General features: G+C 52.8%; 19 protein-coding genes and 1 other annotated feature. Of the genes, 16 read left to right on the plus strand and 3 right to left on the minus strand.

Features of this window, described 5'->3' with window-relative positions; translation table 11 throughout:
- Positions 1-209: 209 nt before the first annotated feature.
- Together ABUK12_RS03565 and ABUK12_RS03570 are read right to left on the minus strand one after the other, a co-directional pair.
- Positions 210-386, minus strand: coding sequence for a hypothetical protein (locus tag ABUK12_RS03565; RefSeq protein ID WP_410014990.1), 177 nt, complete (start codon positions 384-386; stop codon positions 210-212).
- A 134-nt stretch (positions 387-520) separates the two neighbouring features.
- The gene (locus tag ABUK12_RS03570) at positions 521-1432 is read right to left on the minus strand and encodes a glycosyltransferase family 2 protein (RefSeq protein WP_410014991.1); all 912 of its coding nucleotides are present in this window, start codon (positions 1430-1432) and stop codon (positions 521-523) included.
- Between the two features lie 444 nt (positions 1433-1876).
- Here ABUK12_RS03570 and thrS point away from each other — a divergent pair, with 444 nt between their 5' ends.
- The 16 genes from thrS (at position 1877) to ABUK12_RS03650 (ending at position 16829) form a co-directional block, all read left to right on the plus strand.
- Positions 1877-3805 (plus strand): threonine--tRNA ligase, encoded by a 1929-nt coding sequence (thrS, locus tag ABUK12_RS03575; protein WP_410014992.1) that lies wholly within the window; start codon positions 1877-1879, stop codon positions 3803-3805.
- 3 nt (positions 3806-3808) lie between these two features.
- On the plus strand, positions 3809-4351 hold the full coding sequence (gene infC, locus ABUK12_RS03580; protein ID WP_162365931.1) for a translation initiation factor IF-3: 543 nt from the start codon (positions 3809-3811) through the stop codon (positions 4349-4351).
- A 96-nt stretch (positions 4352-4447) separates the two neighbouring features.
- Entirely contained in the window at positions 4448-4645 is a 198-nt protein-coding gene (gene rpmI, locus ABUK12_RS03585; protein WP_162365777.1) for a 50S ribosomal protein L35, read from the plus strand.
- A 43-nt stretch (positions 4646-4688) separates the two neighbouring features.
- Positions 4689-5045 (plus strand): 50S ribosomal protein L20, encoded by a 357-nt coding sequence (rplT, locus tag ABUK12_RS03590; RefSeq protein WP_162365778.1) that lies wholly within the window; start codon positions 4689-4691, stop codon positions 5043-5045.
- Positions 5046-5152: 107 nt separating this feature from the next.
- Positions 5153-5275, plus strand: a sequence feature (Phe leader region).
- Positions 5158-5202, plus strand: coding sequence for a pheST operon leader peptide PheM (pheM, locus tag ABUK12_RS03595; protein WP_001386830.1), 45 nt, complete (start codon positions 5158-5160; stop codon positions 5200-5202). (Overlaps the previous feature by 45 nt.)
- Before the next feature lie 47 nt (positions 5276-5322).
- Complete coding sequence (gene pheS / locus ABUK12_RS03600; RefSeq protein ID WP_410014993.1) at positions 5323-6306, plus strand: phenylalanine--tRNA ligase subunit alpha; 984 nt, start codon at positions 5323-5325, stop codon at positions 6304-6306.
- A 14-nt stretch (positions 6307-6320) separates the two neighbouring features.
- Positions 6321-8708 carry a phenylalanine--tRNA ligase subunit beta gene (gene pheT / locus ABUK12_RS03605; RefSeq protein WP_410014994.1) on the plus strand — a complete coding sequence of 796 codons (2388 nt, stop codon included), beginning with the start codon at positions 6321-6323 and terminating at the stop codon, positions 8706-8708.
- A gap of 4 nt (positions 8709-8712) precedes the next feature.
- Positions 8713-9009, plus strand: coding sequence for an integration host factor subunit alpha (gene ihfA, locus ABUK12_RS03610; RefSeq protein ID WP_011411244.1), 297 nt, complete (start codon positions 8713-8715; stop codon positions 9007-9009).
- A 289-nt stretch (positions 9010-9298) separates the two neighbouring features.
- On the plus strand, positions 9299-10372 hold the full coding sequence (locus tag ABUK12_RS03615) for a DUF2502 domain-containing protein (protein ID WP_410014995.1): 1074 nt from the start codon (positions 9299-9301) through the stop codon (positions 10370-10372).
- Positions 10373-10553: 181 nt separating this feature from the next.
- On the plus strand, positions 10554-11030 hold the full coding sequence (locus tag ABUK12_RS03620) for a DUF2502 domain-containing protein (protein ID WP_410014996.1): 477 nt from the start codon (positions 10554-10556) through the stop codon (positions 11028-11030).
- A gap of 241 nt (positions 11031-11271) precedes the next feature.
- Positions 11272-12273, plus strand: a complete 1002-nt coding sequence (btuC, locus tag ABUK12_RS03625; RefSeq protein ID WP_410016822.1) for a vitamin B12 ABC transporter permease BtuC — start codon at positions 11272-11274, stop codon at positions 12271-12273.
- Between the two features lie 54 nt (positions 12274-12327).
- A complete protein-coding gene (locus tag ABUK12_RS03630) occupies positions 12328-12879 on the plus strand; it encodes a glutathione peroxidase (protein ID WP_410014997.1) in 552 nt (183 codons plus the stop codon).
- A gap of 14 nt (positions 12880-12893) precedes the next feature.
- Entirely contained in the window at positions 12894-13700 is an 807-nt protein-coding gene (btuD, locus tag ABUK12_RS03635) for a vitamin B12 ABC transporter ATP-binding protein BtuD (RefSeq protein ID WP_410014998.1), read from the plus strand.
- A gap of 44 nt (positions 13701-13744) precedes the next feature.
- Entirely contained in the window at positions 13745-14203 is a 459-nt protein-coding gene (locus ABUK12_RS03640; protein WP_410014999.1) for a C40 family peptidase, read from the plus strand.
- 35 nt (positions 14204-14238) lie between these two features.
- Positions 14239-15255, plus strand: coding sequence for a lipoate--protein ligase (locus ABUK12_RS03645; protein WP_410015000.1), 1017 nt, complete (start codon positions 14239-14241; stop codon positions 15253-15255).
- A gap of 122 nt (positions 15256-15377) precedes the next feature.
- Complete coding sequence (locus ABUK12_RS03650) at positions 15378-16829, plus strand: protein adenylyltransferase SelO (protein WP_410015001.1); 1452 nt, start codon at positions 15378-15380, stop codon at positions 16827-16829.
- A gap of 51 nt (positions 16830-16880) precedes the next feature.
- On the opposite strand, the gene ABUK12_RS03655 is transcribed toward ABUK12_RS03650, so the two are convergent.
- Positions 16881-22739 carry a hypothetical protein gene (locus ABUK12_RS03655; protein WP_410015002.1) on the minus strand — a complete coding sequence of 1953 codons (5859 nt, stop codon included), beginning with the start codon at positions 22737-22739 and terminating at the stop codon, positions 16881-16883.
- Between the last annotated feature and the right edge of the window lie 602 nt (positions 22740-23341).

Raw genomic sequence — 23341 nt, forward strand, 5'->3', positions numbered from 1 at the left:
GTGAACGGCCAGATGTAACGCACTGACGCCCAGCGACCCGCAAGGCATGCTGAAAAGAGGGAAAAGGGTGTCCGTTACGTGATCCAGTAAGCGTTTTTGATAGATTAAATGTATTAAAGAATGATCCAGATCCTGTTTTTTATACAAGAATTGGCGTAGGATTATTCTTAAAAGATGTCAGGTAAATGTGAGGTGGTTATGGATCAGTTCTATCGTTTAACGTTGCCCAGCATAGTATTGATATGCATGGCTTTTTGGGTCGCTGTCGTTACTGCTTTGGTATAATTTACCTCATGATGACATGCTGATTCAAACAAACCCGCTTCGGCGGGTTTGCTGCTTTTTGGTGCAAAACCATTTTTTTTACTTGACACTTTATACGCCATGATAATGTTCTGTTGAGCCCCGATTATAAAGATGTTTGCATTCTGTAGCAAAAACGCCGCCCGCCGTTTTCACCAGATAGCCCTCCGTTTCTGGCGTAGCGCCGGCATGATTGCCGGCATCTATCGGGCTGTGCTTATTTCTTTATTATATACCTTGGCCGGTTTTTAGTTTCCATATAGATACGGCCGATATATTCACCCAATACCCCTATGCCGATCAGCTGCACACCGCCTAAAAACAGAATGGCCGTCATCAGGGAGGGATAACCAGGCACGTTATTGCCCCAGACCAATTTGTCGATGACCATCCAGATAGCGTAGAAAAAAGAGGACAGGGCGACGCTCAGTCCGATGTAGGACCACATGCGCAGGGGGAAAGTGGAAAAACTGGTGATGCCCTCGATAGCGAGGTTCCATAATTTCCAGCCGTTGAATTTGGATTCGCCGGCCACGCGGCTGGCGCGGGAGTATTCCACTACCGCGGTGCGCCCGCCCACCCAGGAAAGAATTCCCTTCATAAACAGGTTCCGCTCGGGCAAGGTGAGAATATTATCCACCACCTCGCGGGACATTAAGCGGAAATCACCGACGTTTTCCTCGATTTTGGGCGAACTGATTTTATTATGCAGTTTATAGAACCATTCGGCGGTTGTGCGTTTCATCCGGCTGTCGGTCATGCGGTCCGAGCGTTTTGCCAGGACGATATCCGCGCCGTCGCGCCATTTATCGATTAGCCGGGGGATGACGTCGATCGGGTCTTGTAAATCGACATCGATGGGAATGACCGCCTCGCCGCCGGCATAACGCAGCCCGGCGAACAGGGCGGGTTCCTTGCCGAAATTGCGGGTAAAGTCCACCTTTTTCACCAGGCTGTCGGCCAATGCCAGCGCGTCGATGATCTCAGCGGTATTGTCCCGGCTACCGTCGTTGATAAACACCATTTCCACTTCAAATTGCCGCAGGGGCTCAAATTCCCGCACCGCTTTATAAAACAGCGGTATGGCTTCAGCTTCATTATAAACAGGGACAACCAGTGATATTTTCATGAATCATTTCCAACGAAACGGAGCATGTTGAAGAACAAACGTCGCCGCGCGGGAGCTTAGCACCACGGACGATACAAAGGGACACAATTGTTATGGATTTTTAGCGCTTATCACCCTTTTGTTTACGCCTATCACGGCAGACGCTGGATTTTCGCACGCCGCCGGGCCCGGCGGCGTATCCCGGCGCTTAAGGCAATAGGGGAGCCCGGGGACGGGGGCGCGGAACAAGGGAAATTTTTGTAGATGCCAATAAGTTCATGGTGTTACTATCAGGCCCTGGTTGCGGTGTCATACAGCGGCGCTAACAGAAATTGTGCGCGCCTTTGTGTCCATATTTCGTAAGGTATAACGAGATAGCACAATCAACCTTCTGATTTTACTATATAAATTAAATTTGTATGTGGTCTTGCGTATGGATCACCACTGCAAATTAAGGAAACCACCATGCCTGTTATTACTCTTCCTGATGGAAGCCAGCGTCAGTTCGATCATCCCGTATCACCCCTTGATGTGGCCCGCGATATCGGTCCCGGCCTGGCGAAAGCCTGTATTGCCGGACGCGTGAACGGCGAACTGGTCGACGCCGTCGATTTGATTACCGATGATGCCCAACTGGCCATTATCACCGCTAAAGACGAAGCCGGGCTGGAGATCATCCGCCACTCCTGCGCGCATTTGCTGGGACACGCCATCAAGCAGCTGTGGCCCGACACCAAGATGGCCATCGGCCCGGTAATCGACAAAGGTTTTTATTACGACGTGGATCTGGAGCGGACGCTGACCCAGGAAGATCTCGACCTGCTGGAAAAGCGTATGCACGAGCTGGCCGATAAAGACTATGACGTCATTAAGGAAAAAGTGAGCTGGCAGCAGGCGCGCGATACGTTTGTCGCCCGCGGCGAGCAGTATAAGGTGGCGATCCTGGATGAAAATATCAGCCATGACGACCGTCCCGGCCTGTATCACCATGAAGAATATGTTGATATGTGCCGCGGTCCGCACGTGCCCAATATGCGCTTTTGCCATCATTTCAAGCTGCAGAAGACGTCCGGCGCCTATTGGCGCGGCGACAGCAAAAATAAAATGCTGCAGCGCATCTACGGCACCGCATGGGGCGATAAAAAACAGCTCAACACCTATCTGCAGCACCTGGAAGAGGCCGCCAAGCGCGACCACCGCAAAATAGGCAAGCAGCTCGATTTGTACCATATGCAGGAAGAAGCGCCGGGCATGGTGTTCTGGCACAATGACGGCTGGACCATTTTTCGCGAGCTGGAAGCCTTTGTGCGCATGAAGCTCAAGGCGTACCACTATCAGGAAGTAAAGGGTCCCTTTATGATGGACCGTGTCCTGTGGGAAAAAACGGGCCATTGGGAAAACTATGCCGAGCATATGTTCACCACGTCCTCGGAAAACCGTGAATACTGCATTAAGCCGATGAACTGCCCCGGCCATGTGCAGATTTTCAACCAGGGATTGAAATCCTACCGCGACCTGCCGCTGCGCATGGCCGAGTTCGGCAGTTGCCATCGCAACGAACCGTCCGGCTCGCTGCACGGCCTGATGCGCGTGCGGGGGTTTACCCAGGATGACGCCCATATCTTTTGTACCGAGGACCAGGTGCGGGATGAAGTAAACAATTGCATCAAAATGGTGTATGATATTTACAGCACGTTTGGCTTCGATAATATCCTGGTTAAACTTTCCACCCGGCCGGCTAAGCGTATCGGTACCGACGATACCTGGGATCGGGCGGAAAAAGACCTGGCCGCCGCGTTGACTGAAAACGGCATCGCGTTTGAATATCAGCCGGGTGAAGGGGCGTTTTACGGTCCTAAGATTGAATTTACCCTGCTTGATTGCCTGGATCGCGCCTGGCAGTGCGGCACGGTACAGTTGGACTTTTCCTTGCCGGGTCGCCTGAGCGCCTCTTATATAGGCGAGAACAACGAGCGTTTGGTACCGGTAATGATCCATCGCGCCATATTGGGTTCGATGGAGCGGTTTATCGGTATCCTGACCGAAGAATATGCGGGTTTTTATCCTACCTGGCTGGCGCCGACCCAGGTTGTGGTGATGAATATCACCGACAATCAGTCTGATTACGTCGCAAAAGTGACAGAAAGATTGTCCGCAGCCGGCATTCGTGTAAAAGCGGACTTGAGAAATGAGAAAATAGGCTTTAAAATCCGCGAGCATACTTTGCGTCGGGTGCCCTATATGCTGGTCTGCGGTGATAAAGAAACCGAAGCGGGCAAAGTTGCCGTGCGTACACGCCGCGGCATCGATTTGGGCAGCATCGACGTTAACGAGATTATTGAAAAGCTGCAGCAAGAGATACGCAGCCGTAATCTTCATCAACTGGAGGTATAAAGTATTAAAGGCGGAAAACGAGTTCAACCGGCGCGTCCGAATCGTATCAACCGAGAAATTCGCGCGGCAGAGGTTCGTCTGACGGGAATCGACGGCGAGCAAATCGGCATAGTCAGCCTCAACGAAGCGCTTGAGAAAGCCGAGGAGTCGGGTGTTGATTTAGTTGAAATCAGCCCTAATGCCGAGCCGCCGGTTTGCCGAATCATGGATTACGGCAAGTTCCTCTATGAGAAGAGCAAGTCCACCAAAGAGCAGAAAAAGAAACAAAAAGTTATTCAGGTTAAGGAAATCAAATTCCGGCCTGGTACCGACGAAGGCGACTATCAGGTAAAACTACGCAACCTGATTCGTTTTCTGGAAGACGGCGATAAAGCCAAAATCACCCTGCGGTTTCGTGGACGTGAAATGGCGCATCAGCAGATCGGTATCGAAGTGCTTAACCGCGTTCGTGACGATTTGAGTGAACTGGCGGTAGTTGAGTCTTTCCCGAGTAAAATCGAAGGACGCCAGATGATCATGGTGCTCGCACCCAAGAAGAAACAATAAGGCCTGACAAGTAGGGCAGCCTGGCGCCAAACGGCGGTAAGTTGCCTTCGCCTCATTGCTTCATTTTATCAACAATGCGCAGTAGAGAAATAGACAATGCCAAAAATCAAGACAGTACGCGGTGCTGCCAAGCGCTTTAAGAAAACCGCTTCCGGCGGCTTCAAGCGCAAGCATGCTAACCTGCGTCATATTCTGACCAAAAAAGCCACTAAGCGTAAACGTCACCTGCGTCCTAAATCCATGGTCTCCAAAGGCGATCTGGGTTTGGTCATCGCATGTCTGCCGTACGCATAAGCGTCATTTTAACTGGTTCGAATAAGACTTTAGGAGAGAGCATATGGCTCGCGTAAAACGTGGTGTGACAGCTCGTGCACGTCACAAAAAGATTCTGAAAAAAGCGAAAGGTTATTATGGCGCCCGTTCACGCGTCTACCGTGTTGCCTTTCAGGCGGTTATCAAAGCAGGCCAATATGCCTACCGTGACCGCCGTCAGAAGAAACGTCAGTTCCGTCAACTGTGGATCGCGCGTATTAACGCCGCTGCCCGCCAGAACGGCATATCATACAGTCGTTTCATTAACGGCCTGAAAAAAGCCTCTATTGAAATTGACCGTAAAATCCTGGCAGACATCGCTGTATTCGACAAAGTGGCGTTTACCGCCCTTGCCGAAAAAGCGAAAGGCGCGCTGGCGTGATATGAATGAGAGAGGGAGTTTAACTCCCTCTTTTATTTTTTGGATTTATTTATTACGCTAGTATCAATCACCTAACGGATACTTCCCCGACAACGTTTAAGGTAATGCAAGCATGAATGCTGCCATTTTCCGCTTCTTTTTTTACTTTAGCACCTGATCCCGGGGGCTTGCGCGTAAGAAAAGAAACGAAAAATAGCGCTAAAGCCTCCCGGTGTGGAGGTTTTTTTTTGCTCGCCATTAACGATTAAGCCATTAAGGCCGGAAAAAGAGGAAAGCAATGCCACATCTGAGAGATTTGGTTGTGCAAGCCAAAGCAGCCATCGCACAAGCCCAGGACAGCGCGGCGCTCGATAACGTGCGCGTCGAATATCTTGGCAAAAAAGGGCATTTAACCCTGCAAATGACCACCTTACGCGATTTGCCGGCGGAAGAGCGGCCGGCGGCCGGCGCGGTGATCAACCAGGTTAAGCTGGAGGTGCAGCAGGCGCTGAATGAACGTAAGGAAAGCCTGGAGTCGCAGGCGCTCAATGCCCGCCTGGCGCAGGAGACCCTGGATGTATCGTTACCCGGCAGACGTATGGAGAATGGCGGGCTGCATCCGGTGACCCGCACTATTTCCCGCATTGAGCACTTCTTCGGCGAACTGGGTTTTTCTGTGGCCACCGGCCCGGAGATTGAAGATGATTATCATAACTTCGACGCCCTAAATATCCCTGCCCACCATCCGGCCAGGGCGGATCATGATACCTTTTGGTTCGACGCCACGCGGTTGTTGCGCACCCAGACCTCCGGCGTGCAGATCCGCACCATGAAAAATCAACAGCCGCCGATCCGCATCATTGCCCCGGGACGCGTTTATCGTAACGACTACGATCAGACCCATACCCCGATGTTTCACCAGATGGAAGGGCTGATCATTGATACCAATATCAGTTTTACCAACCTGAAGGGAACCTTGCACGATTTCCTACGCAATTTCTTTGAAGAAGACCTGCAGGTACGGTTCCGCCCGTCTTATTTCCCTTTTACCGAACCCTCCGCCGAAGTCGATGTGATGGGTAAAAATGGCAAATGGCTCGAAGTGTTGGGCTGCGGCATGGTGCATCCGAACGTATTACGCAATGTCGGTATTGACCCCGAAGTCTACTCCGGTTTTGCGTTCGGCATGGGCATGGAACGCTTGACGATGTTACGTTACGGTGTCACAGATTTGCGCGCATTCTTCGAAAACGATCTGCGTTTTCTTAAACAGTTTAAATAGGGCGGGACGAGCACATGAAATTCAGTGAACTTTGGCTGCGTGAATGGGTGAATCCCGCTATCACCAGCGATGAGCTGGCGGAACAGATCACCATGGCCGGCCTGGAAGTCGACGGCGTCGCCGACGCCGCCCCCGCCTTCACCGGCGTGGTGGTGGGCCGGGTAGCGCAATGCCGCCAGCATCCCAACGCCGATAAACTGCGGGTGACCAAAATCGATATCGGCGGCGACGCGCTGCTGGATATCGTCTGCGGCGCGCCCAATTGCCGCGAAGGCTTGACGGTGGCGGTGGCGACCATCGGCGCCGTGCTGCCGGGTGATGTTAAGATCAAAGCCGCTAAACTGCGCGGCGAGCCGTCCGAAGGCATGCTGTGCTCCTTCACCGAACTGGGCCTGGCGGACGACCATAGCGGCATTATCGAACTGCCCGCGGATGCCCCGCTGGGCGTCGATATCCGCGATTATTTGCAGCTTGACGATCGTATTATCGATATCAGCGTTACGCCTAACCGGGCCGATTGCCTGGGACTTATCGGCATAGCCCGCGACGTGGCGTTAATCAACCGCCTGCCGCTGAACATACCGGCCATCGAGGTCGTGGCGCCGGTTATCGAGGACCGGTTGCCGATCCGCGTCGATGCCCCCGACGCCTGTCCGCGCTATCTTGGCCGCGTGATCAAGGGGATAAACGTCGCCGCGCCCACGCCGTTGTGGATGAAGGAAAAGCTGCGCCGCTGCGGCCTGCGTTCGGTGGACGCGGTGGTGGACATTACCAATTTTGTCCTGCTGGAACTAGGGCAGCCGATGCATGCGTTTGATCTGCAGCGCATTGACGGCGGCATCGTGGTGCGCATGGCGGAAGAAGGCGAAAGCCTGACGCTGCTGGACGGGACGCAAACCCGCCTGCGGGCCGATACGCTGGTCATTGCCGATCGGGAAAAGGCATTGGCGCTGGGCGGTATTTTCGGCGGCGAATTCTCCGGCATCAGCGCCGACACCCAGGATGTGGTATTGGAGTGCGCTTTTTTCAGCCCCTTGGCTATCGCCGGCCGCGCGCGCCGCTACGGCCTGCACACCGACGCATCGCATCGCTATGAGCGCGGCGTGGATCCCGCGTTGCAGCACCGGGCCATGGAGCGCGCCACCGGCCTGCTGCTGGCTATCTGCGGCGGCCGGCCTGGGCCGGTTGTGGACGTGAGCGCACCGTCCGCGCTGCCGCGCCAGGCCACCATCACCCTGCGCCGCGAAAAACTCGATCGCCTGATAGGCCACCGCGTTCCCGATGCCGATGTCGGTGATATCCTGTCACGGCTGGGATGTACCGTGACCGCCGGGCAAGACAACTGGCAAGCGGTGGCGCCGACCTGGCGTTTTGATATGGAGATCGAAGAAGATTTGGTGGAAGAAGTGGCCCGGGTGTTTGGCTACAACAACATTCCGAATGTGCCCGTGCGCGCCAATCTGGAAATGACCCGGCACCAGGAGGCGGCATTGCCGCTTAATCGCGTAAAAACGCTGCTGGTGGATCGGGGTTATCAGGAAGCGATCACTTACAGCTTTGTCGATCCGAAGATACAATCACTGCTGCATCCTGACCAGGAGCCGCTGCTGCTGCCCAGCCCCATCTCGGTGGAAATGTCCGCCATGCGGTTGTCCCTGTGGAGTGGACTTTTGGGCGCGGTGGTTTACAACCAGAACCGCCAGCAAAACCGGATTCGTTTATTCGAAAGTGGACTGCGCTTTGTTCCTGATAAAACAGCGGACCTCGGCATTCGTCAGGATCTTATGCTGGCAGGGGTCATTACCGGTCCGCGTTTTGACGAACATTGGGATCTTGCGCGCCAGCCGGTGGATTTTTACGATTTGAAAGGCGATCTTGAATCATTACTTGAACTTACCGGCAAACTTGCTGATATTGAATTCAAACCTGAGCATAATCCCGCTTTACACCCGGGCCAGAGCGCGGCATTGTATTTAGCAGGGGAACATATTGGATTTATTGGCGTTATACACCCTGAACTTGAAGCAAAGCTGGATTTAAATGGCCGTACTCTGGTCTTTGAACTACGCTGGGATAAGGTTGCAGCGCGTAAAGTTCCTGAAGCCAGTGACATTTCACGCTTCCCGGCCAACCGCCGCGACATCGCTATTGTGGTGGCTGAAAGTGTCCCTGCAGCAGATATTATGGCAGAGTGTAAGAAAGTTGGCGCAAATCAGGTAGTTGGCGTAAACTTGTTTGATGTGTACCGGGGGAAGGGCGTAGCGGAAGGTTTTAAGAGCCTGGCTATCAGCCTGATACTACAGGATACCGCTCGTACACTGGAAGAAGAGGCTATTGCCGCGACCGTAGCAAAATGTGTGGCGGCACTAAAACAGCGATTCCAAGCATCCTTGAGGGATTGAACCTATGGCGCTTACTAAAGCTGAAATGTCAGAATACCTGTTTGAAAAGCTCGGGCTGAGCAAACGGGATGCCAAAGAAATAGTGGAACTGTTTTTTGAGGAAGTCCGGCGAGCGCTGGAAAATGGCGAGCAGGTAAAATTATCCGGTTTTGGTAATTTTGATCTGCGCGACAAAAATCAACGTCCAGGGCGTAATCCGAAAACCGGTGAAGATATTCCTATCACTGCCCGGCGGGTGGTGACGTTTCGTCCGGGGCAAAAGTTGAAAAGCCGTGTCGAGAATGCCTCACCTAAAGAGTGATGTATTGTCCTCTCTCTGAAAAGGCCGCCCCGTGCGGCCTTTTTTTTCGTCAACATGGCGGGTGCCGGCGGGAAAGGGGCGGCATGCGTTACCCGTCAGGGCATTATCATCATGCCCGCTTCTTTTAGCACCCGGGGGAAATCCGTACCGGCGCCCCGCGGGATGGCGGATTGTCAGGTTTTGGTAAGGGGATCGCCTGTTTATCGTAAAGGCGACATTATCTGATAGTGGCGGCCGTTGGCCGCTGCTATAACGGCGGCAAATCGTATCTGTATCACAGGTAGATATCATGAGAAAGACCACCTTATTATGTGCGCTGGCGCTGCTGATGCCCTGCGGCGCGCTGGCGGATGTATTTATCAGCACCAATAATCCCGGCATGGTAATTAACCTGGGCAGCCAGGATCAGCGCGGTTATTTCTGGGATGGCGACGAGTGGCGTCCGCCGCACTGGTGGTACGATCACCGCGGCCGGCATGTCGGCGAACGCAACGAGCGCGGGTGGTTTTGGGATGGTTACCAATGGCGTACGCCACAGTGGTGGTACGAACATGAGGATGATGATATCGGCGATCGTAATGATTTCGGCTGGTACTGGGACGGCGGGCGCTGGATAGAGGAAATGCCTGACGGCATGCGCAACGACCGGGGCCAGTATTGGTATAACGGTATCTGGACCATAGCGCCGCCGCCAGGCTATGGCCGGCGCGGGCGCAACTATCATGAACCGAGCCGGCGGCAGGAATTTTCCACCTGGGATCATAACGACAGGCACGATAGCCGGCCGCAGCAAAACGGCGGCGGACAGTGGCATCAGGGCGGCAATGACAACCGGCCGCAGCAGAACGGCGGCGGTCAGCCGCACCAGGGCGGCAATGACAACCGGCCGCAGCAGAACGGCGGCGGTCAGCCGCACCAGGGCGGCAATGATAACCGGCCGCAGCAGAACGGCGGCGGTCAGCCGCACCAGGGCGGCAATGATAACCGGCCGCAGCAGAACGGCGGCGGTCAGCCGCACCAGGGCGGCAATGACAACCGGCCGCAGCAGAACGGCGGCGGACAGTGGCATCAGGGCGGCAATGATAACCGGCCGCAGCAGAACGGCGGTGGGCAGCCGCACCAGGGCGGCAATGACAACCGGCCGCAGCAGAACGGCGGCGGTCAGCCGCACCAGGGCGGCAATGACAACCGGCCGCAGCAGAACGGCGGCGGGCAGTCGCACCAGGGCGGCAATGATAACCGGCCGCAGCAGAACGGCGGCGGGCAGCCGCACCAGGGCGGCAATGATAACCGGCCGCAGCAGAACGGCGGCGGTCAGCCGCACCAGGGCGGCAATGAAATAATCAGGCCGAAGCCGCATTAAACCCGGCCAAAGCCCGTTTAGGGATGCGGGGCAGTGGGCGGCAGTTCGCCGTAAAGCATCGGGGCTCAGTGTGAGTATTTCGTCAGGTTAGCGTAAGAGTAATGCAAATCCGTGCTTGTCTGATAGTGGCATTTTGCCGCGGCTGTTATAACCACTGCAAATGGATTCAGGGACACAGAATATGAAACAAAAAGCAGTATTTTTGGCCATGGCTCTTTTGGCAACGCCTTGCGTCATCCCCACGGGCGCCATGGCGGGCATGCTGGTCCATACCTCTGCCCAGGGCGTCTCGGTGCAAATCGGCGCGCGTAACGATCGGGGCTATTACTGGGATGGCTATGACTGGCGTACTCCGACCTGGTGGCGTGGACACAAGGGCAAGCATGTAGGCGAACGCAACACCCGCGGCGAATATTGGGATGGCGGCCGTTGGTCGCCCAAGCCGCCCGCGGGACAAGGTAAAACCGCCAAGGCGCGCCAGCAGCCGGTGGCGCATAAAACAACGTCCCGCAATACCGGCGGCGATCATAATACCCACGCCCAGCCTAACGGTGATAACGGCAAGCAGGGACAGGCACAGAGCGGCCATGAGAGCAAAAGTCAGGAAAACCAACACCAGGGAAGCGGCGGTGAACCGATAAAACCGCCGCAACAATAACAACAGAGTTAATATTGACCCTATGGGTCACCTTACCCGGCGCCATCTGATTCCCCACTTATGGCGCCGGTTTTTTTTCTTTCAGCACCTCCCGCCCCGCCGGTAAAACGCCGTTTATCCCGTCGATATCACAACCTTCATTTTCCCGCCATTGGCGCTACCGCTTTGCCGTTAATCCCGGTAGGATAAAAGCCCGTTTTCCGTGCCCAGATAACCTTGTATTACCGGACCTTAAGTGATGATGCCGTCAAACAGTCCACTTTTCAGCGATCTGAAATATCGGCAATCCCGTCGCGATGCCGCGCGCGTCCGCGTTTTGGCGCTGTTTGTGTTTATTGCCCTGCTGGTGAGCCTGTGCGCCGGCGATGTCTGGTACTGGCCGACCCAATGGCTTGACGACACGCCCCGCATGTTCATCTGGCAACTGAGGCTGCCCCGCGCCCTGGCGGTGATGGCCGTCGGCGCGGCGCTGGCGCTGGCCGGCGCCGCGATGCAGAATATTTTTGAAAATCCGCTGGCCGAGCCAGGACTGCTGGGCGTGGCCAACGGCGCAGGCGTAGCGCTTACCCTCGGCGTACTGCTTGGCCGGGGGACGATACCGGTGTGGGGCCTGGGTCTGTGCGCGGTGGCCGGCGCGCTGGCGATTACGCTGCTGCTGCTGTGGTTTGCCAGACGCCGCGCCTCCAACGCCCGGCTACTGCTGGTCGGGGTCGCGCTTGGCATTGTTTGCAGCGCCGTGATGACCTGGGCGGTCTATTTCAGTACCAGCCTGGATCTGCGCCAATTATTATATTGGATGATGGGGGGCTTTGGCGGCGTGGACTGGCGCGACAAATGGCTGGTATTGTCCCTGCTGCCCTTTATTCTCTGGCTGTGCCTGCAGGGCCGGGTGATGAACCTGCAGGCCTTGGGCGAACAGCAGGCGATGCAATTGGGCTTACCGGTGTTTGTCTGGCGCAATGTGTTTGTACTGGCCTTCGGCTGGATGGTGGGCATCAGCGTAGCCCTGGCCGGCGTGATTGGTTTTATCGGCCTGGTGGTCCCGCATATCTTGCGTTTATGGGGATTAACCGATCACCGACGGCTGCTTCCCGGCTGCGCCCTGGCCGGCGCGGGCATACTGCTGCTGGCGGATGTGATTGCCCGCATCGCGCTGTATGCCGCGGAACTGCCGATAGGCGTGGTAACCGCCACCCTTGGCTCGCCGATATTTATCTGGCTATTAATCCGGATAAGAGGATAAGCTGGTGTATGGCGTTAAGCTGCTGATTTTAACTGTAACCCGTAGGAGATTCAGATGAGTGATACCCTTTATACCCTGCCGCTGAAGACCATTACCGGGGAAGTTACCACCCTGGAAAATTACCGTGGCTCGGTACTGCTGATTGTCAACGTCGCCTCGAAATGCGGTCTGACCGATCAATACGAAGGACTGGAAGCGCTTTATAAAACCTGGCATGCCCAGGGGCTGGAGGTTTTAGGCTTTCCCTCCAATGAGTTTGCCGGCCAGGAACCCGGCAGCGATGAAGAGATACTGGCCTTTTGTCGCGGGACATTCGGCGTCGAATTTCCCATGTTCAGTAAAATTGAAGTCAACGGCGAGCAGCGCCACCCGCTTTACCGGACGCTGATCGCCGCGAAACCCACGGCGATAAAACCGCAGGGCAGCGCATTTTATGAGCGTCTGGCGGGAAAAGGGCGCGCGCCTAAGCAGCCGCAGGATATTTTATGGAATTTTGAAAAATTCCTGGTAGGGCGCGACGGTACCGTCCTCGAACGCTTTGCCCCGGATATGACGCCTCAGGATCCCATTCTCCTCGATGCCGTCAAACGGGCCCTGGCGCAATAAACGGCGCACCGGCAATGCAGCCGCCGTTATTACTGGATCTGCGGCGCGTATCGGTGCCGCGGCGCCTGGCGAAGATATCGGTCCAAGTACCGACCGGCAGCCTGATCCATATCATCGGACCTAACGGCGCGGGGAAAAGCACGCTGCTGGCCTGTATCGCCGGCCTGATGGCGTCGGCGGGCGACGTCAGCCTGCTCGGCCGGCCGGTGGGACAGTGGCATGGCGCCGACCTGGCCCTGCGCCGGGGCTATTTATGCCAGCAGGCGCTGCCCTCCACCGCCATGCCGGTATTCCAGTATCTGATGCTGCATCAGCCGCGCAACGCCGACGAGGCCGCGATTGATCGGACCGTGGCATATCTGGCCGCGGCCTTGTCGCTGGCGGATAAACTCGACCGGCCGTTAAGCCAGCTATCCGGCGGCGAATGGCAACGGGTAAGGCTAGCGGCGGTGTTTCTGCAGATCTGGCCGGACGTGAACCCCCTTGGCCGGCTACTGCTGCTCGACGAACCCGCCGCCAGCCTGGATATCGCCCAGCGCGTGGCCCTGGATGCGCTGCTGGCGGAAGTCGCGGCCGCGGGGCTCGGCGTGCTGATCTGCGCCCATGATCTTAACCATACCCTGCATCATGCCGGCCATGTGTGGCTTATGTCCTCCGGCGCCCTGGCGGCGCAGGGCAGCGCGGGGCAGGTTATGCGTCCCGAGATCCTTTCGCCGGTGTTCGGCGTGGATTTTACCCTGCTCCAGGCCGGCGAGCGCCCCTGGCTGGTGGCATCGGGCCCGTCTTTACCGTCGCAGCGGATGATTTCGGGCGCTTCTTAATCAGCATGGTCAATATAAAGAGTCATAAGTAGAAAATGAGACGGATGTCCTTTTGGCTGTTGGCAGTAACGTTATTGATTACCGGCTGTAGCCACCATGCGCCCAGTCCCGACCCGCGGCTGGCCAACGCCAGCGTGGTGCAATCCCGTCTCCATGCGCAGCTGCGCCAATGGCACGGCACGCCCTACCGCTATGGCGGTCTGAACCAGGACGGGGTGGACTGCTCCGGTTTTGTCTATCGCACCTTCAGGGACCGGTTTGACATCATATTACCGCGCTCCACAGAGGCGCAGACTAAAGTCGGCACGCGCATCTCTCGTGACGATCTATTGCCGGGGGATCTGGTGTTTTTCAAAACGGGCAGCGGCGCCAACGGACTGCATGTGGGTATCTATGATACCGACGATCTGTTTATCCATGCCTCGACCAGCCGCGGCGTCATACGCTCATCGCTGGACAATGTTTACTGGCGCAAAGCCTATTGGCAGGCGCGGCGTATTTAACCGGCTGATTTAACGTCGTCACGACGGGAGAAAGTATGTCATCCCTGCGGCTATTGTTGTCCGATTCCTACGATCCCTGGTTTAACCTGGCGGTGGAAGAGTGTATTTTCCGCCAGATGCCGGCCACCCAACGCGTGCTGTTTTTATGGCGCAATGCGGATACGGTGGTGATTGGCCGCGCGCAGAATCCCTGGAAAGAATGCAATACCCGGCGCATGGCGCAGGACCATATCAAACTGGCCCGGCGTAGCAGCGGAGGCGGCGCGGTATTTCACGATCTGGGTAATACGTGCTTCACTTTTATGGCCGGCAAGCCGGGCTATGATAAATCCATTTCCACCCAAATTATCCTCAATGGCCTGCGCGATATGGGCATCGCGGCGACCGCGTCGGGGCGTAACGACCTGGTGTTGGGCACCCCCGACGGCGAGCGTAAAATCTCCGGCTCCGCCTATCGCGAAACGGCGGATCGGGGATTTCACCACGGCACCCTGCTGCTCAACGCCGATCTGGACCGACTGGCGCTATACCTTAATCCCGATGTGAAAAAATTACAGGCAAAGGGCATTTCCTCGGTGCGCGCCAGAGTGGCCAATCTTGTCGAGGTGCTGCCCGCTATCGAGCATCACCAGTTATGCCGCTACCTGAGCGACGCGTTCAGCCAATGGTATGGCGAACCGGTGATGCCCGAAATCATTTCGCCGGACAAGGTGCCGGACCTGCCCGGGTTTGCCGCGCAATTTGCCAAACAAAGCAGTTGGGAATGGAATTTTGGCCAGGCGCCGGCCTTCAGCCATACGCTGGATGCGCGTTTTGCCTGGGGCGGGGTGGAATTGCATATGGACATGGAACACGGCGTGATAACCCGCTGCCAACTCTTTACCGACAGTTTGAATCCCAGTCCCCTGGAGGCATTGGCCAGGGCATTGCCCGGCGTAACCTATCGTCCCGCCGATATGGCATTGGCTTGCCGGCGGATAATGGCCGATTTTGCGCAGGACCGCGACGCGCTGGAAGACGTCAGCGCGTGGTTGAGCGACGCCGTGCGCTAAAAGGAATTTTTCCCGGCGGCATGGCCGGCCATGGCTCATGCGGCGGCAAGCGGTGACGGGGAGACCGGTGGTCGCACTACAGGTATGTCGCCGGACGTTCTACACTTGAGTAAGGAGGCACCATGGCACAGACCCCGATATTCAAGAATAGCTATTTCCACCAGTTGCCCGGTTTTTATACCGCTCTTGCGCCCACGCCGCTGCGCGGCGCACGATTGCTTTACCATAGCGCGGCATTGGCCGGCGAGCTGGCTCTTGCCGATGAACTGTTCGACGAGCGGCATGCGGCGATATGGTCCGGCGAACAGCTGCTGCCCGGCATGCAGCCGCTGGCGCAGGTTTACAGTGGCCATCAGTTCGGCGCCTGGGCGGGCCAACTGGGCGACGGGCGCGGCATACTGCTCGGCGAACAGCAACTGGCGGACGGAAGGTCGATGGACTGGCATCTGAAAGGCGCCGGCCTCACGCCCTATTCGCGCATGGGGGACGGCCGCGCGGTGCTGCGTTCCGTGGTACGCGAGTTTCTGGCGTCCGAAGCGCTGCATTATCTTGGCATCGGCACGACGCGGGCACTGACCATCGTCACCAGCGACGAGCCGGTATGGCGCGAAAAAGCGGAGCCGGGCGCCATGCTGCTGCGGGTGGCGCCAAGCCATGTGCGCTTTGGGCATTTCGAGCATTTCTACTACCGGCGCGAACCCGATAAGGTACGCCAGTTGGCGGATTATGTTATCGGCCGCCACTGGCCGCAATGGCTGGGCCTGGAAGATCGCTACCGTTTATGGCTGACGGATGTGGTGGAAAGGACGGCGCGCATGATTGCCCAGTGGCAGGCGGTGGGATTTGCCCACGGCGTGATGAATACCGACAACATGTCGATTTTGGGCATTACCATAGATTATGGCCCCTTTGGTTTTCTTGATGCGTACCAGCCGGATTATATCTGCAACCATACCGACCATCAGGGCCGCTATGCGTTTGACAACCAGCCGGCGGTGGGTTTATGGAATTTGCATCGACTGGCGCAGGCGTTATCCGGCCTGATGCCGGTCGACTCTCTTGAGCGGGCGCTGGCTTGCTATGAACCGGCGCTAATGGACGCTTATGGCGAGGAGATGCGCGCCAAACTGGGCTTTACCACGCGCGATCGACAAGATAATGATATTCTCACCGGCCTGCTTGGACTCATGGCGCGTGAAGGCAGCGACTACACGCAGGTGTTTCGCTTGTTAAGTGAAAGCGAGGCTCGCAATCCGCGCTCGCCGCTACGCGATGAAATGAAAGACCTGGCGGGTTTTGACAGCTGGTATCAGTCTTACCGCCGCCGGCTACTGCAGGAAGACGTCGATAACGATCGGCGCAGGCAGGCCATGCTGGCTAAAAACCCCAACATCATCCTGCGCAACTATCTGGCCCAGCAGGCTATCGACGGCGCTGAACAAAACGACACCGCTTTTTTAGCCAGGTTTCACCAGGCCCTGCGCCGTCCGTTTGATGGCGATGCGGCGTTTAACGACCTGGCCGCGCCGCCGCCGGAGTGGGGCAGGCATTTGGAGATATCCTGTTCAAGTTGAGATGATTGCCTGCGCGCGCGCCCTTTATCCGTCATCCGTCCGGTTATGCCATCAGTGCCGATCGCCCGGACAGATTTCATTCGCAAACCAATCGGACAGATAACGGTATTCGTCCAGCGAGAGTATGACATCCAGAAAAGCCTGCTCGACAATAAAGCGCTCCTCCTCGCCGGTTAAGTGATATTCGGCGATAATGGCATCCAGTATATGTAAGGACTGCGGACTAAGGGATTGTATATGAAGGGGAATATCCGCGTTGGGCGGGGCATAGCCATATAATTGCTGCAAAATATCCAGATAGATTAACGGCATTTGACCAGCATTTGGGGCTGATGCCGGGATAGGGCCCGTCGCCGTGGTGTTATTTGGCGCCGCCGCACGATTGCGCTTGTTGCGCTGGACTAAAATTCTTTTATGCATATTCAGTACGAAGCTTATCAAATCATGCAACCGGCGATGTATCCTCTGGCTTTGGCTGAAGCTTCCATCCTCGGAACCATGAGAGGAATCGACGCTGCCGCGGGCCGGGCTCATATGCTGCTTACCCGGTCGAAACCAGGTAAACCATTCAGGCCTGCGCTGGCGGATATCGTCGCTGATTTTATACGGGTAAGCCTTAATAGGCAGACCTAGCTCATTGGCAAGGATTTGCCCCGTCGAATAGCGGCGGCCATAGCCGCTGTAACAGGAAAAAAGTTCAATGCTTTCCAAATCCTGAAACCTGAATTTGGCATTATCCAGATACGGGAGCCCGCGGACAATGTCTGAAAACTCAATGGCATCCATGTTATTCACATTAAAGGGCGCGCCATGCAGTTTTATCCTTAAGCGCGTCTTGGCATCACTGATCAGGTCGATATGACAATCTTTTCCCAACAGGATTTTTTCGCGCGAAACCTGCTGCTCCCTGTAGCCTCTTTGCTGGCCGCCACTCAGATAAATAGGCACTTTTTCACGAGGAAGTTCATCCATTAATGTGGGGATCTCAATCTTCGAGCCAAAGGCCTTGCCCGCCATGACGAAGAGGTTTTTGCCGTTGTGGCGCAGCGTCAGCAGCCCTTGCCCGAACGTGCCCATTTGTTCGGCGATAACGATGGAAACCCTTGCCGGCAGGTCGGGATCAAAAAAGTGATTTTCTACGCCGATAAATCGACCGTGGCCCTGACAAAGCAATAGATGCTCAAGTAAATTGGCCGTGCTGTAGAGCGCCAAAAGGTTGCCTTCGTTAATTTTGAGCATGTTCTCTATGGATGTTATCCTGAATTTGTCGGAAAGAATGGCGTGGCTATTAAAATTATCTATTTTTGCCTGGTTTATCATTCGGGTCAGTTTTATTGCGCTTTCATTATCCAATTTTTTGGTTTTGTATAAAACATGCAGGGGGAATTCTTCTTTAAACGTATAGGTATAAGTTGAATGGCGTAATGCCCGTGCGGCCAGACGAAAATCGGATGATTGCATATAACCGGTTGAATATTTTAGTTTGCCAGGAGCATTATTGCTTCTGATAATCAAAGGAAAATACCATGCTGGTTCTTTAAGCAAGAAACCGTTTTTAAGAATACTGGACGGCGACGTAGCCTCCCGGTATGTCAGATAATTAACATCCTCTAATGAGTCGATATCTTTATATTTAATGAGTTCGAATTCTAATGGCGATTTGTCATACATGCTCAACCATTCATTTTCGGTGAAAACATCCATGGTATCCAGTAAAATGAATGAACCACGCATTTCTTTAAGATCAATAATAAATTTATAATTTTCAATATCAAGTGTTAATGCAAAATAGGTTTCAGGTACTGTTGAATGCTTGTTTTTCCAGCCGCAAATAGCACGGAAACGCATAATCCCTTCCTGTTTTTCAGTCAAGGCCCGTATAGCGGAAACCAAAAATTCTTCATCCTGGCTATAACCGTTAAACTTTAAAGCATCAATAATCTCCTGGCGAAAGAAAAAGCTGCGATGAAATCTGCCAATAAAATTTTCATGCTGTATGTTTTGATTAATGATATCACGCACATAATCATTTTTATAAAGATAAAATCGTATCACGCGCTTATAGAAATCTATGGTGCTGTTATCGATATCCGGTTTTTTTGACAAGGTGGGCGCAGCTTCACATTGTATTATCTCAATATGATTGCGGTTTTTTTTTGCTACTTCATAAAAATCGTAGGAGGCAATGAAATGACTGGAACGACTACCGACACTGGCTATCCAATTGCCGGTGCTGCTGCGTACTACCGGCACAGCAAAATCTTTTTCATTAGTCATTTTTTTATTGATAATCCTCCATCCTCCATAATGTTTATCCCAGAAAACCTTGAAATAGTCATTATCATTTACAACATAATATAATTTGTTTTGCGTGATTTTATCAACCAAAACACCCGTTGATTTTATTTCCAGTAGACGGGCATCAATATCTGTTTTCCATGCCTGCCGCAAATTTTTCTTGCGCCGTGATTCTGCTCTGATAGCTTCGTTGACGATTGAAACAATTTCGGTGATTTTATTTTTAATGTTCAAGGTAAGAAAAAACAGTAAGCTGCCGTAAGGCTGTAGCGGAAAAAGGAAAGAAGCAAATTCCTTAACCGACGCCGCGGCGAGTTTTTTTCCCACTTCAGGTGCGGATAGCACTAATTCATTAAGAATAAATCGTTGTAGCATCTCTCGCGGTGTATTGTTTTTTATGGCTTTGTATAATGCATGTTTTAATGTGTTTTCAGAGATTTTTTTAAATTGCCCCCCCATAAATACAATCGTGGTGATGAGATCAAATAGATCGAACATGATTTCATTGAATTTTATTTCATGCTCTTTATCATACCAGTGTTTGCAAAGCGTATCGAAAAAAGGAATAAACGAGGCTATATATTCAGGCCAACTATGGTTACGCAGCGTTTCTTTCAATCGATCGGCAATGGTAAGCAGTGTCGCATGAGACAAATAATCAATATTGTTAATCAGCGGCGTATCAAGACTTACCGGCGGTGACGAGTCAATCGGTTGTGAAATATAGGGTTTGATCAATGATATGATATCGCTACTATTGACTGCAACCAGCGTAAAGGGCGCCGCATGCATACCCATGGGCTCGTCTTCCGGAGGAGAAAGCACCAGGTCGATCATGGTGGTAAGATCGCCGCTGTTAGCGTCGATATCAGGAAACAGTCCCGCCAGGAAATCAGCCCCGCACCCCAGCGGCTCTGGGCGCCCCGATTGCTTATTCGCGTTATAGCCGCGCCAGTAAGCCATCATCTGTTGCACAAAAGGCTGGTTATCAAATTTATCAATGTCATGGATAAAGACATAACCGCTAAGGGTTGATAAAAGAAAAAGCTTGCCGCTTTGTAATCGCAAAAGTGAGAGGTAGCCAATATTTTTATGGGGGAAATAAACATAATTAAACGGGGATAGGCTGTTAGAAACATAGTTTCGCGAGAGAACTTCAAAGCAAAATATTTCTTTTGGCGGGTATATGGCGTCGACATAATCGATTGCGGACAAGTTAATCGCCGCCAGGCTGCTTTTACGGGCTTCATGACCGGCGTAAAAATGCTTATAATCATAAAATTGTTTATAATAATCTTCTAAAGAATCTTTTTTATCTGAAGGTGACAATTGATAAATGCTTAAATGGCCCACTTGTTCGCGCGTTTTATACTCAATGAAAAAATGCTGTTGTTCGCTGACAAAACTTCTTAGAATATACAATGCTTGTAATGAAGACAATAGGTCTTCATCAAAATTGTTTTTTGTGCTTAGATACCAAAATACGGAGGCTTTCATCATAAGTTCAACATCACCTTCCAAAACCCGTCGCTGATATGACAAAAGCATCTGATAATCTGTATGGTGGCCTTGCGTTTTTTTAGTTTCGGTTCTCATCGCCTCAATTTTTGCCGCAGCAATATATTGTTCAGCATTATCCGCCACAAGGGTTATATTTTTGCCCCTAAAATAATCAATGATGTTTATAAATATTCTTTGCAAATTCTTGAAGTAAGCAAGTAATATAAGCGTTGACTTATATGCATGTGAGTTTATTTTTAAGTCGTTATACCATTTCTGCTCTGTGTGGAATTTTTCTTGCTCTTGGTAATTTGCAATCAGTATTTCCGATAAAATAGCATATGCCTGGTCCCAGGGTGCAATGTTTTTTTCTTGCCAGGATGCCTCGTCTTCAGGTTGAACTTCATTCAGCCGAGATAACTCTACCATTTTAAGAATAAAATTTAGATGGGTATGCTTATTATGCCTAAAATGGATGTAATTTTCCGCCTCATTTATAAAGAGTCTTTCCATATCCGCAATATCAATTATAGTTTCATCAGCGACGAAAGGGTATCCAAGATTGGTCATTTCTCCTGGCAATAAAAAGTTATTAGTATGAACGCTTATTTCATTAAAACGAGTATACTCAAATATATAATAAAACCTTAATTTCAGCAGGCTCTCGGTTAAGGCTTTTTTATTGTTATCAATCAGTGCGGTGTAAATATCCTGATTGGTCGTGTAAGTGACCCGTTCCAAAGTGGTATGGTCGGCTTGGAAAAGCTGTGCGGTATATTCATCATGAGCTATTTTCATGACTTTGAGCGTGTTGTATATTTCGACATGAAAGGCATGATCATAAAATGAGGTATTTTTTATTTTTAATATCTGTTCATTTACGACTGAGGCGAAATCCCTGTTTTTCAGCAAAGCTACAGTATGACTAATGATATCGATATTGATATCTTCATAAGCCTCGACAAGCTTTCCTTCTATATCCGGAATATAGTCGTGCAGAGTTTTATAATCAGCCATATGCTGTTTGATCAGGCGATGACCGTCGGTGTCTGTTGCGCTTAAACCCAGCAACGACGTCAAGAGTTTTTCGGTTAACGTTTTAAGGATCAGTACGTGCAGTACATACGCTTTGTCTTTAAAATAAAGCCCATAATAAAATATATCTTCAGCCTTGGCGGCGATAAGCTTGTCTAACTCTATTAACGTCTCGCGATTGCCGTTGGCAAGGTTAACGCCCGTCGCCTGCAATTCCCGCCCCAGCTCATGTAACACCGCCCGGCCGGCGGGGTTGGCGGGTGTAAGGTTGAATTCCTGGTCATCAATGAAAAAGCGGCCAAGCTCAGGCGAGCCATCAGTGCGCGCACCGAGCGGATGGGGCATCACGGCGTCTGTTGGAAGCGCCGGAGCCGGCTTGACTTCTAATGGGCGTGGGCTATCGCCCGCGGGGGCCGGATGCGCTGATATCTCGGCAGCGGCTGAATAAAGGGTTTGGCGCCCTGCGGGCTCATGGAGCTGCAGGCCGCTCGTCTGGGGGAATATCAGCGGATCCCGCGCGTTGGCGAACCAGTTTAAAGCCGTATCCAGCCAAGCCGGGCGCGCCAGGATATACCCCGTGTTATATCCCTGAGCCAGGTGCGCCAGCAATTGGCCCAGCGCCGAGGTGACAGTGAGGGGCGCCTGCAGCAGATCTTCAATATAATAATTATTTTCGTGGACCACAACCAACCGGCTGTCCAAATATCCCGCTAGAATAGCCCGGCCGCTAGGCAAAGTAATATGCCTGACGGGGAGATTAATTGTTGTATCCATTAGCGTGATATTAATATAACGAACGCCGCCGGCCGTGAGTAAGCAGTCTTTGTTGCGAATCAATTCATTTGCACATTGATATAAATAATTAATTCTATCATCTGAGCCCGGCGTGGACCGCTGTTTGTCGCCGGCAATACCCGTCTGGTTTCCTTGATGGCGAATATCTGGCTCTTTTGGGTGATTAATATTTCTAGCTTTAATGATAACTTTTGAAAATGAATGCAAACTATTTATTGGTTTCAAATAAAAAGATGACGCCGATGGGGCATTGGATGTGCCGTAATTGATTAAATTAACCATATATTTCCTTAAGTTGTGCTTATGCTCACGAGGTTGAGGGCGAAATGAGTACGGGCCAGATAACGTCAATGATAAATGGTGTACGACCTATTTCCGGTTGGTATTATTGGTTATGCAAGGAGTTAGTGACCTACCATAATATAAACGAGTAGCTTAATTAAGCTTTAATAAGATTTTGTTTAATTGATTGAGAGGTTAAGTCGGGGAGACGCGGTGATAATCCGCCATAAAAAAGCCGCAGGGAAGGGCAACCTTTGATGCCGGCCCATAAAGGCTGGCTTAACTTGCTTTTTGCCGTCGGCTGCGCAAATCAACCGCACCGGCCAGCCGCTCAGGTGGCTGTTCACTGTCAGCCCAGGTAGCCACCGCGTATGATGATATGGCCGCTACGGTTACCCGTCGTTTGGTAAATAGTCTTTCGCCTATGCTTATCCATGCATCGGACAGCTATGACGACATATGCAATGTCAACTGGCATAAAGCCGATAGGCGGGCGCGGCGTATTTAGCCTGTTGATTTGACGTCGTCGCCAGTAAAAAAATGCCGCCAGTCTTTCGACACTTGAACGTCTTAGCGCCGTGGCACAGACACCGGTATTACAG

Source organism: Sodalis sp. C49 (assembly GCF_046352915.1).
Classification (GTDB): domain Bacteria; phylum Pseudomonadota; class Gammaproteobacteria; order Enterobacterales; family Enterobacteriaceae; genus Acerihabitans.

Excerpts from the sequence above, each read along its gene's own strand:
- ABUK12_RS03565 (WP_410014990.1), bottom strand. The coding sequence starts at position 386 with ATGGCGTATAAAGTGTCAAGTAAAAAAAATGGTTTTGCACCAAAAAGC.
- pheS (WP_410014993.1), top strand. The coding sequence starts at position 5,323 with ATGCCACATCTGAGAGATTTGGTTGTGCAAGCCAAAGCAGCCATCGCA.
- pheT (WP_410014994.1), top strand. The coding sequence starts at position 6,321 with ATGAAATTCAGTGAACTTTGGCTGCGTGAATGGGTGAATCCCGCTATC.
- rplT (WP_162365778.1), top strand. The coding sequence starts at position 4,689 with ATGGCTCGCGTAAAACGTGGTGTGACAGCTCGTGCACGTCACAAAAAG.
- btuC (WP_410016822.1), top strand. The coding sequence starts at position 11,272 with ATGCCGTCAAACAGTCCACTTTTCAGCGATCTGAAATATCGGCAATCC.
- ABUK12_RS03620 (WP_410014996.1), top strand. The coding sequence starts at position 10,554 with ATGAAACAAAAAGCAGTATTTTTGGCCATGGCTCTTTTGGCAACGCCT.
- ABUK12_RS03645 (WP_410015000.1), top strand. The coding sequence starts at position 14,239 with ATGTCATCCCTGCGGCTATTGTTGTCCGATTCCTACGATCCCTGGTTT.
- ABUK12_RS03650 (WP_410015001.1), top strand. The coding sequence starts at position 15,378 with ATGGCACAGACCCCGATATTCAAGAATAGCTATTTCCACCAGTTGCCC.
- rpmI (WP_162365777.1), top strand. The coding sequence starts at position 4,448 with ATGCCAAAAATCAAGACAGTACGCGGTGCTGCCAAGCGCTTTAAGAAA.
- ihfA (WP_011411244.1), top strand. The coding sequence starts at position 8,713 with ATGGCGCTTACTAAAGCTGAAATGTCAGAATACCTGTTTGAAAAGCTC.
- ABUK12_RS03640 (WP_410014999.1), top strand. The coding sequence starts at position 13,745 with ATGTCCTTTTGGCTGTTGGCAGTAACGTTATTGATTACCGGCTGTAGC.
- btuD (WP_410014998.1), top strand. The coding sequence starts at position 12,894 with ATGCAGCCGCCGTTATTACTGGATCTGCGGCGCGTATCGGTGCCGCGG.
- ABUK12_RS03570 (WP_410014991.1), bottom strand. The coding sequence starts at position 1,432 with ATGAAAATATCACTGGTTGTCCCTGTTTATAATGAAGCTGAAGCCATA.
- ABUK12_RS03655 (WP_410015002.1), bottom strand. The coding sequence starts at position 22,739 with ATGGTTAATTTAATCAATTACGGCACATCCAATGCCCCATCGGCGTCA.
- ABUK12_RS03630 (WP_410014997.1), top strand. The coding sequence starts at position 12,328 with ATGAGTGATACCCTTTATACCCTGCCGCTGAAGACCATTACCGGGGAA.
- thrS (WP_410014992.1), top strand. The coding sequence starts at position 1,877 with ATGCCTGTTATTACTCTTCCTGATGGAAGCCAGCGTCAGTTCGATCAT.
- ABUK12_RS03615 (WP_410014995.1), top strand. The coding sequence starts at position 9,299 with ATGAGAAAGACCACCTTATTATGTGCGCTGGCGCTGCTGATGCCCTGC.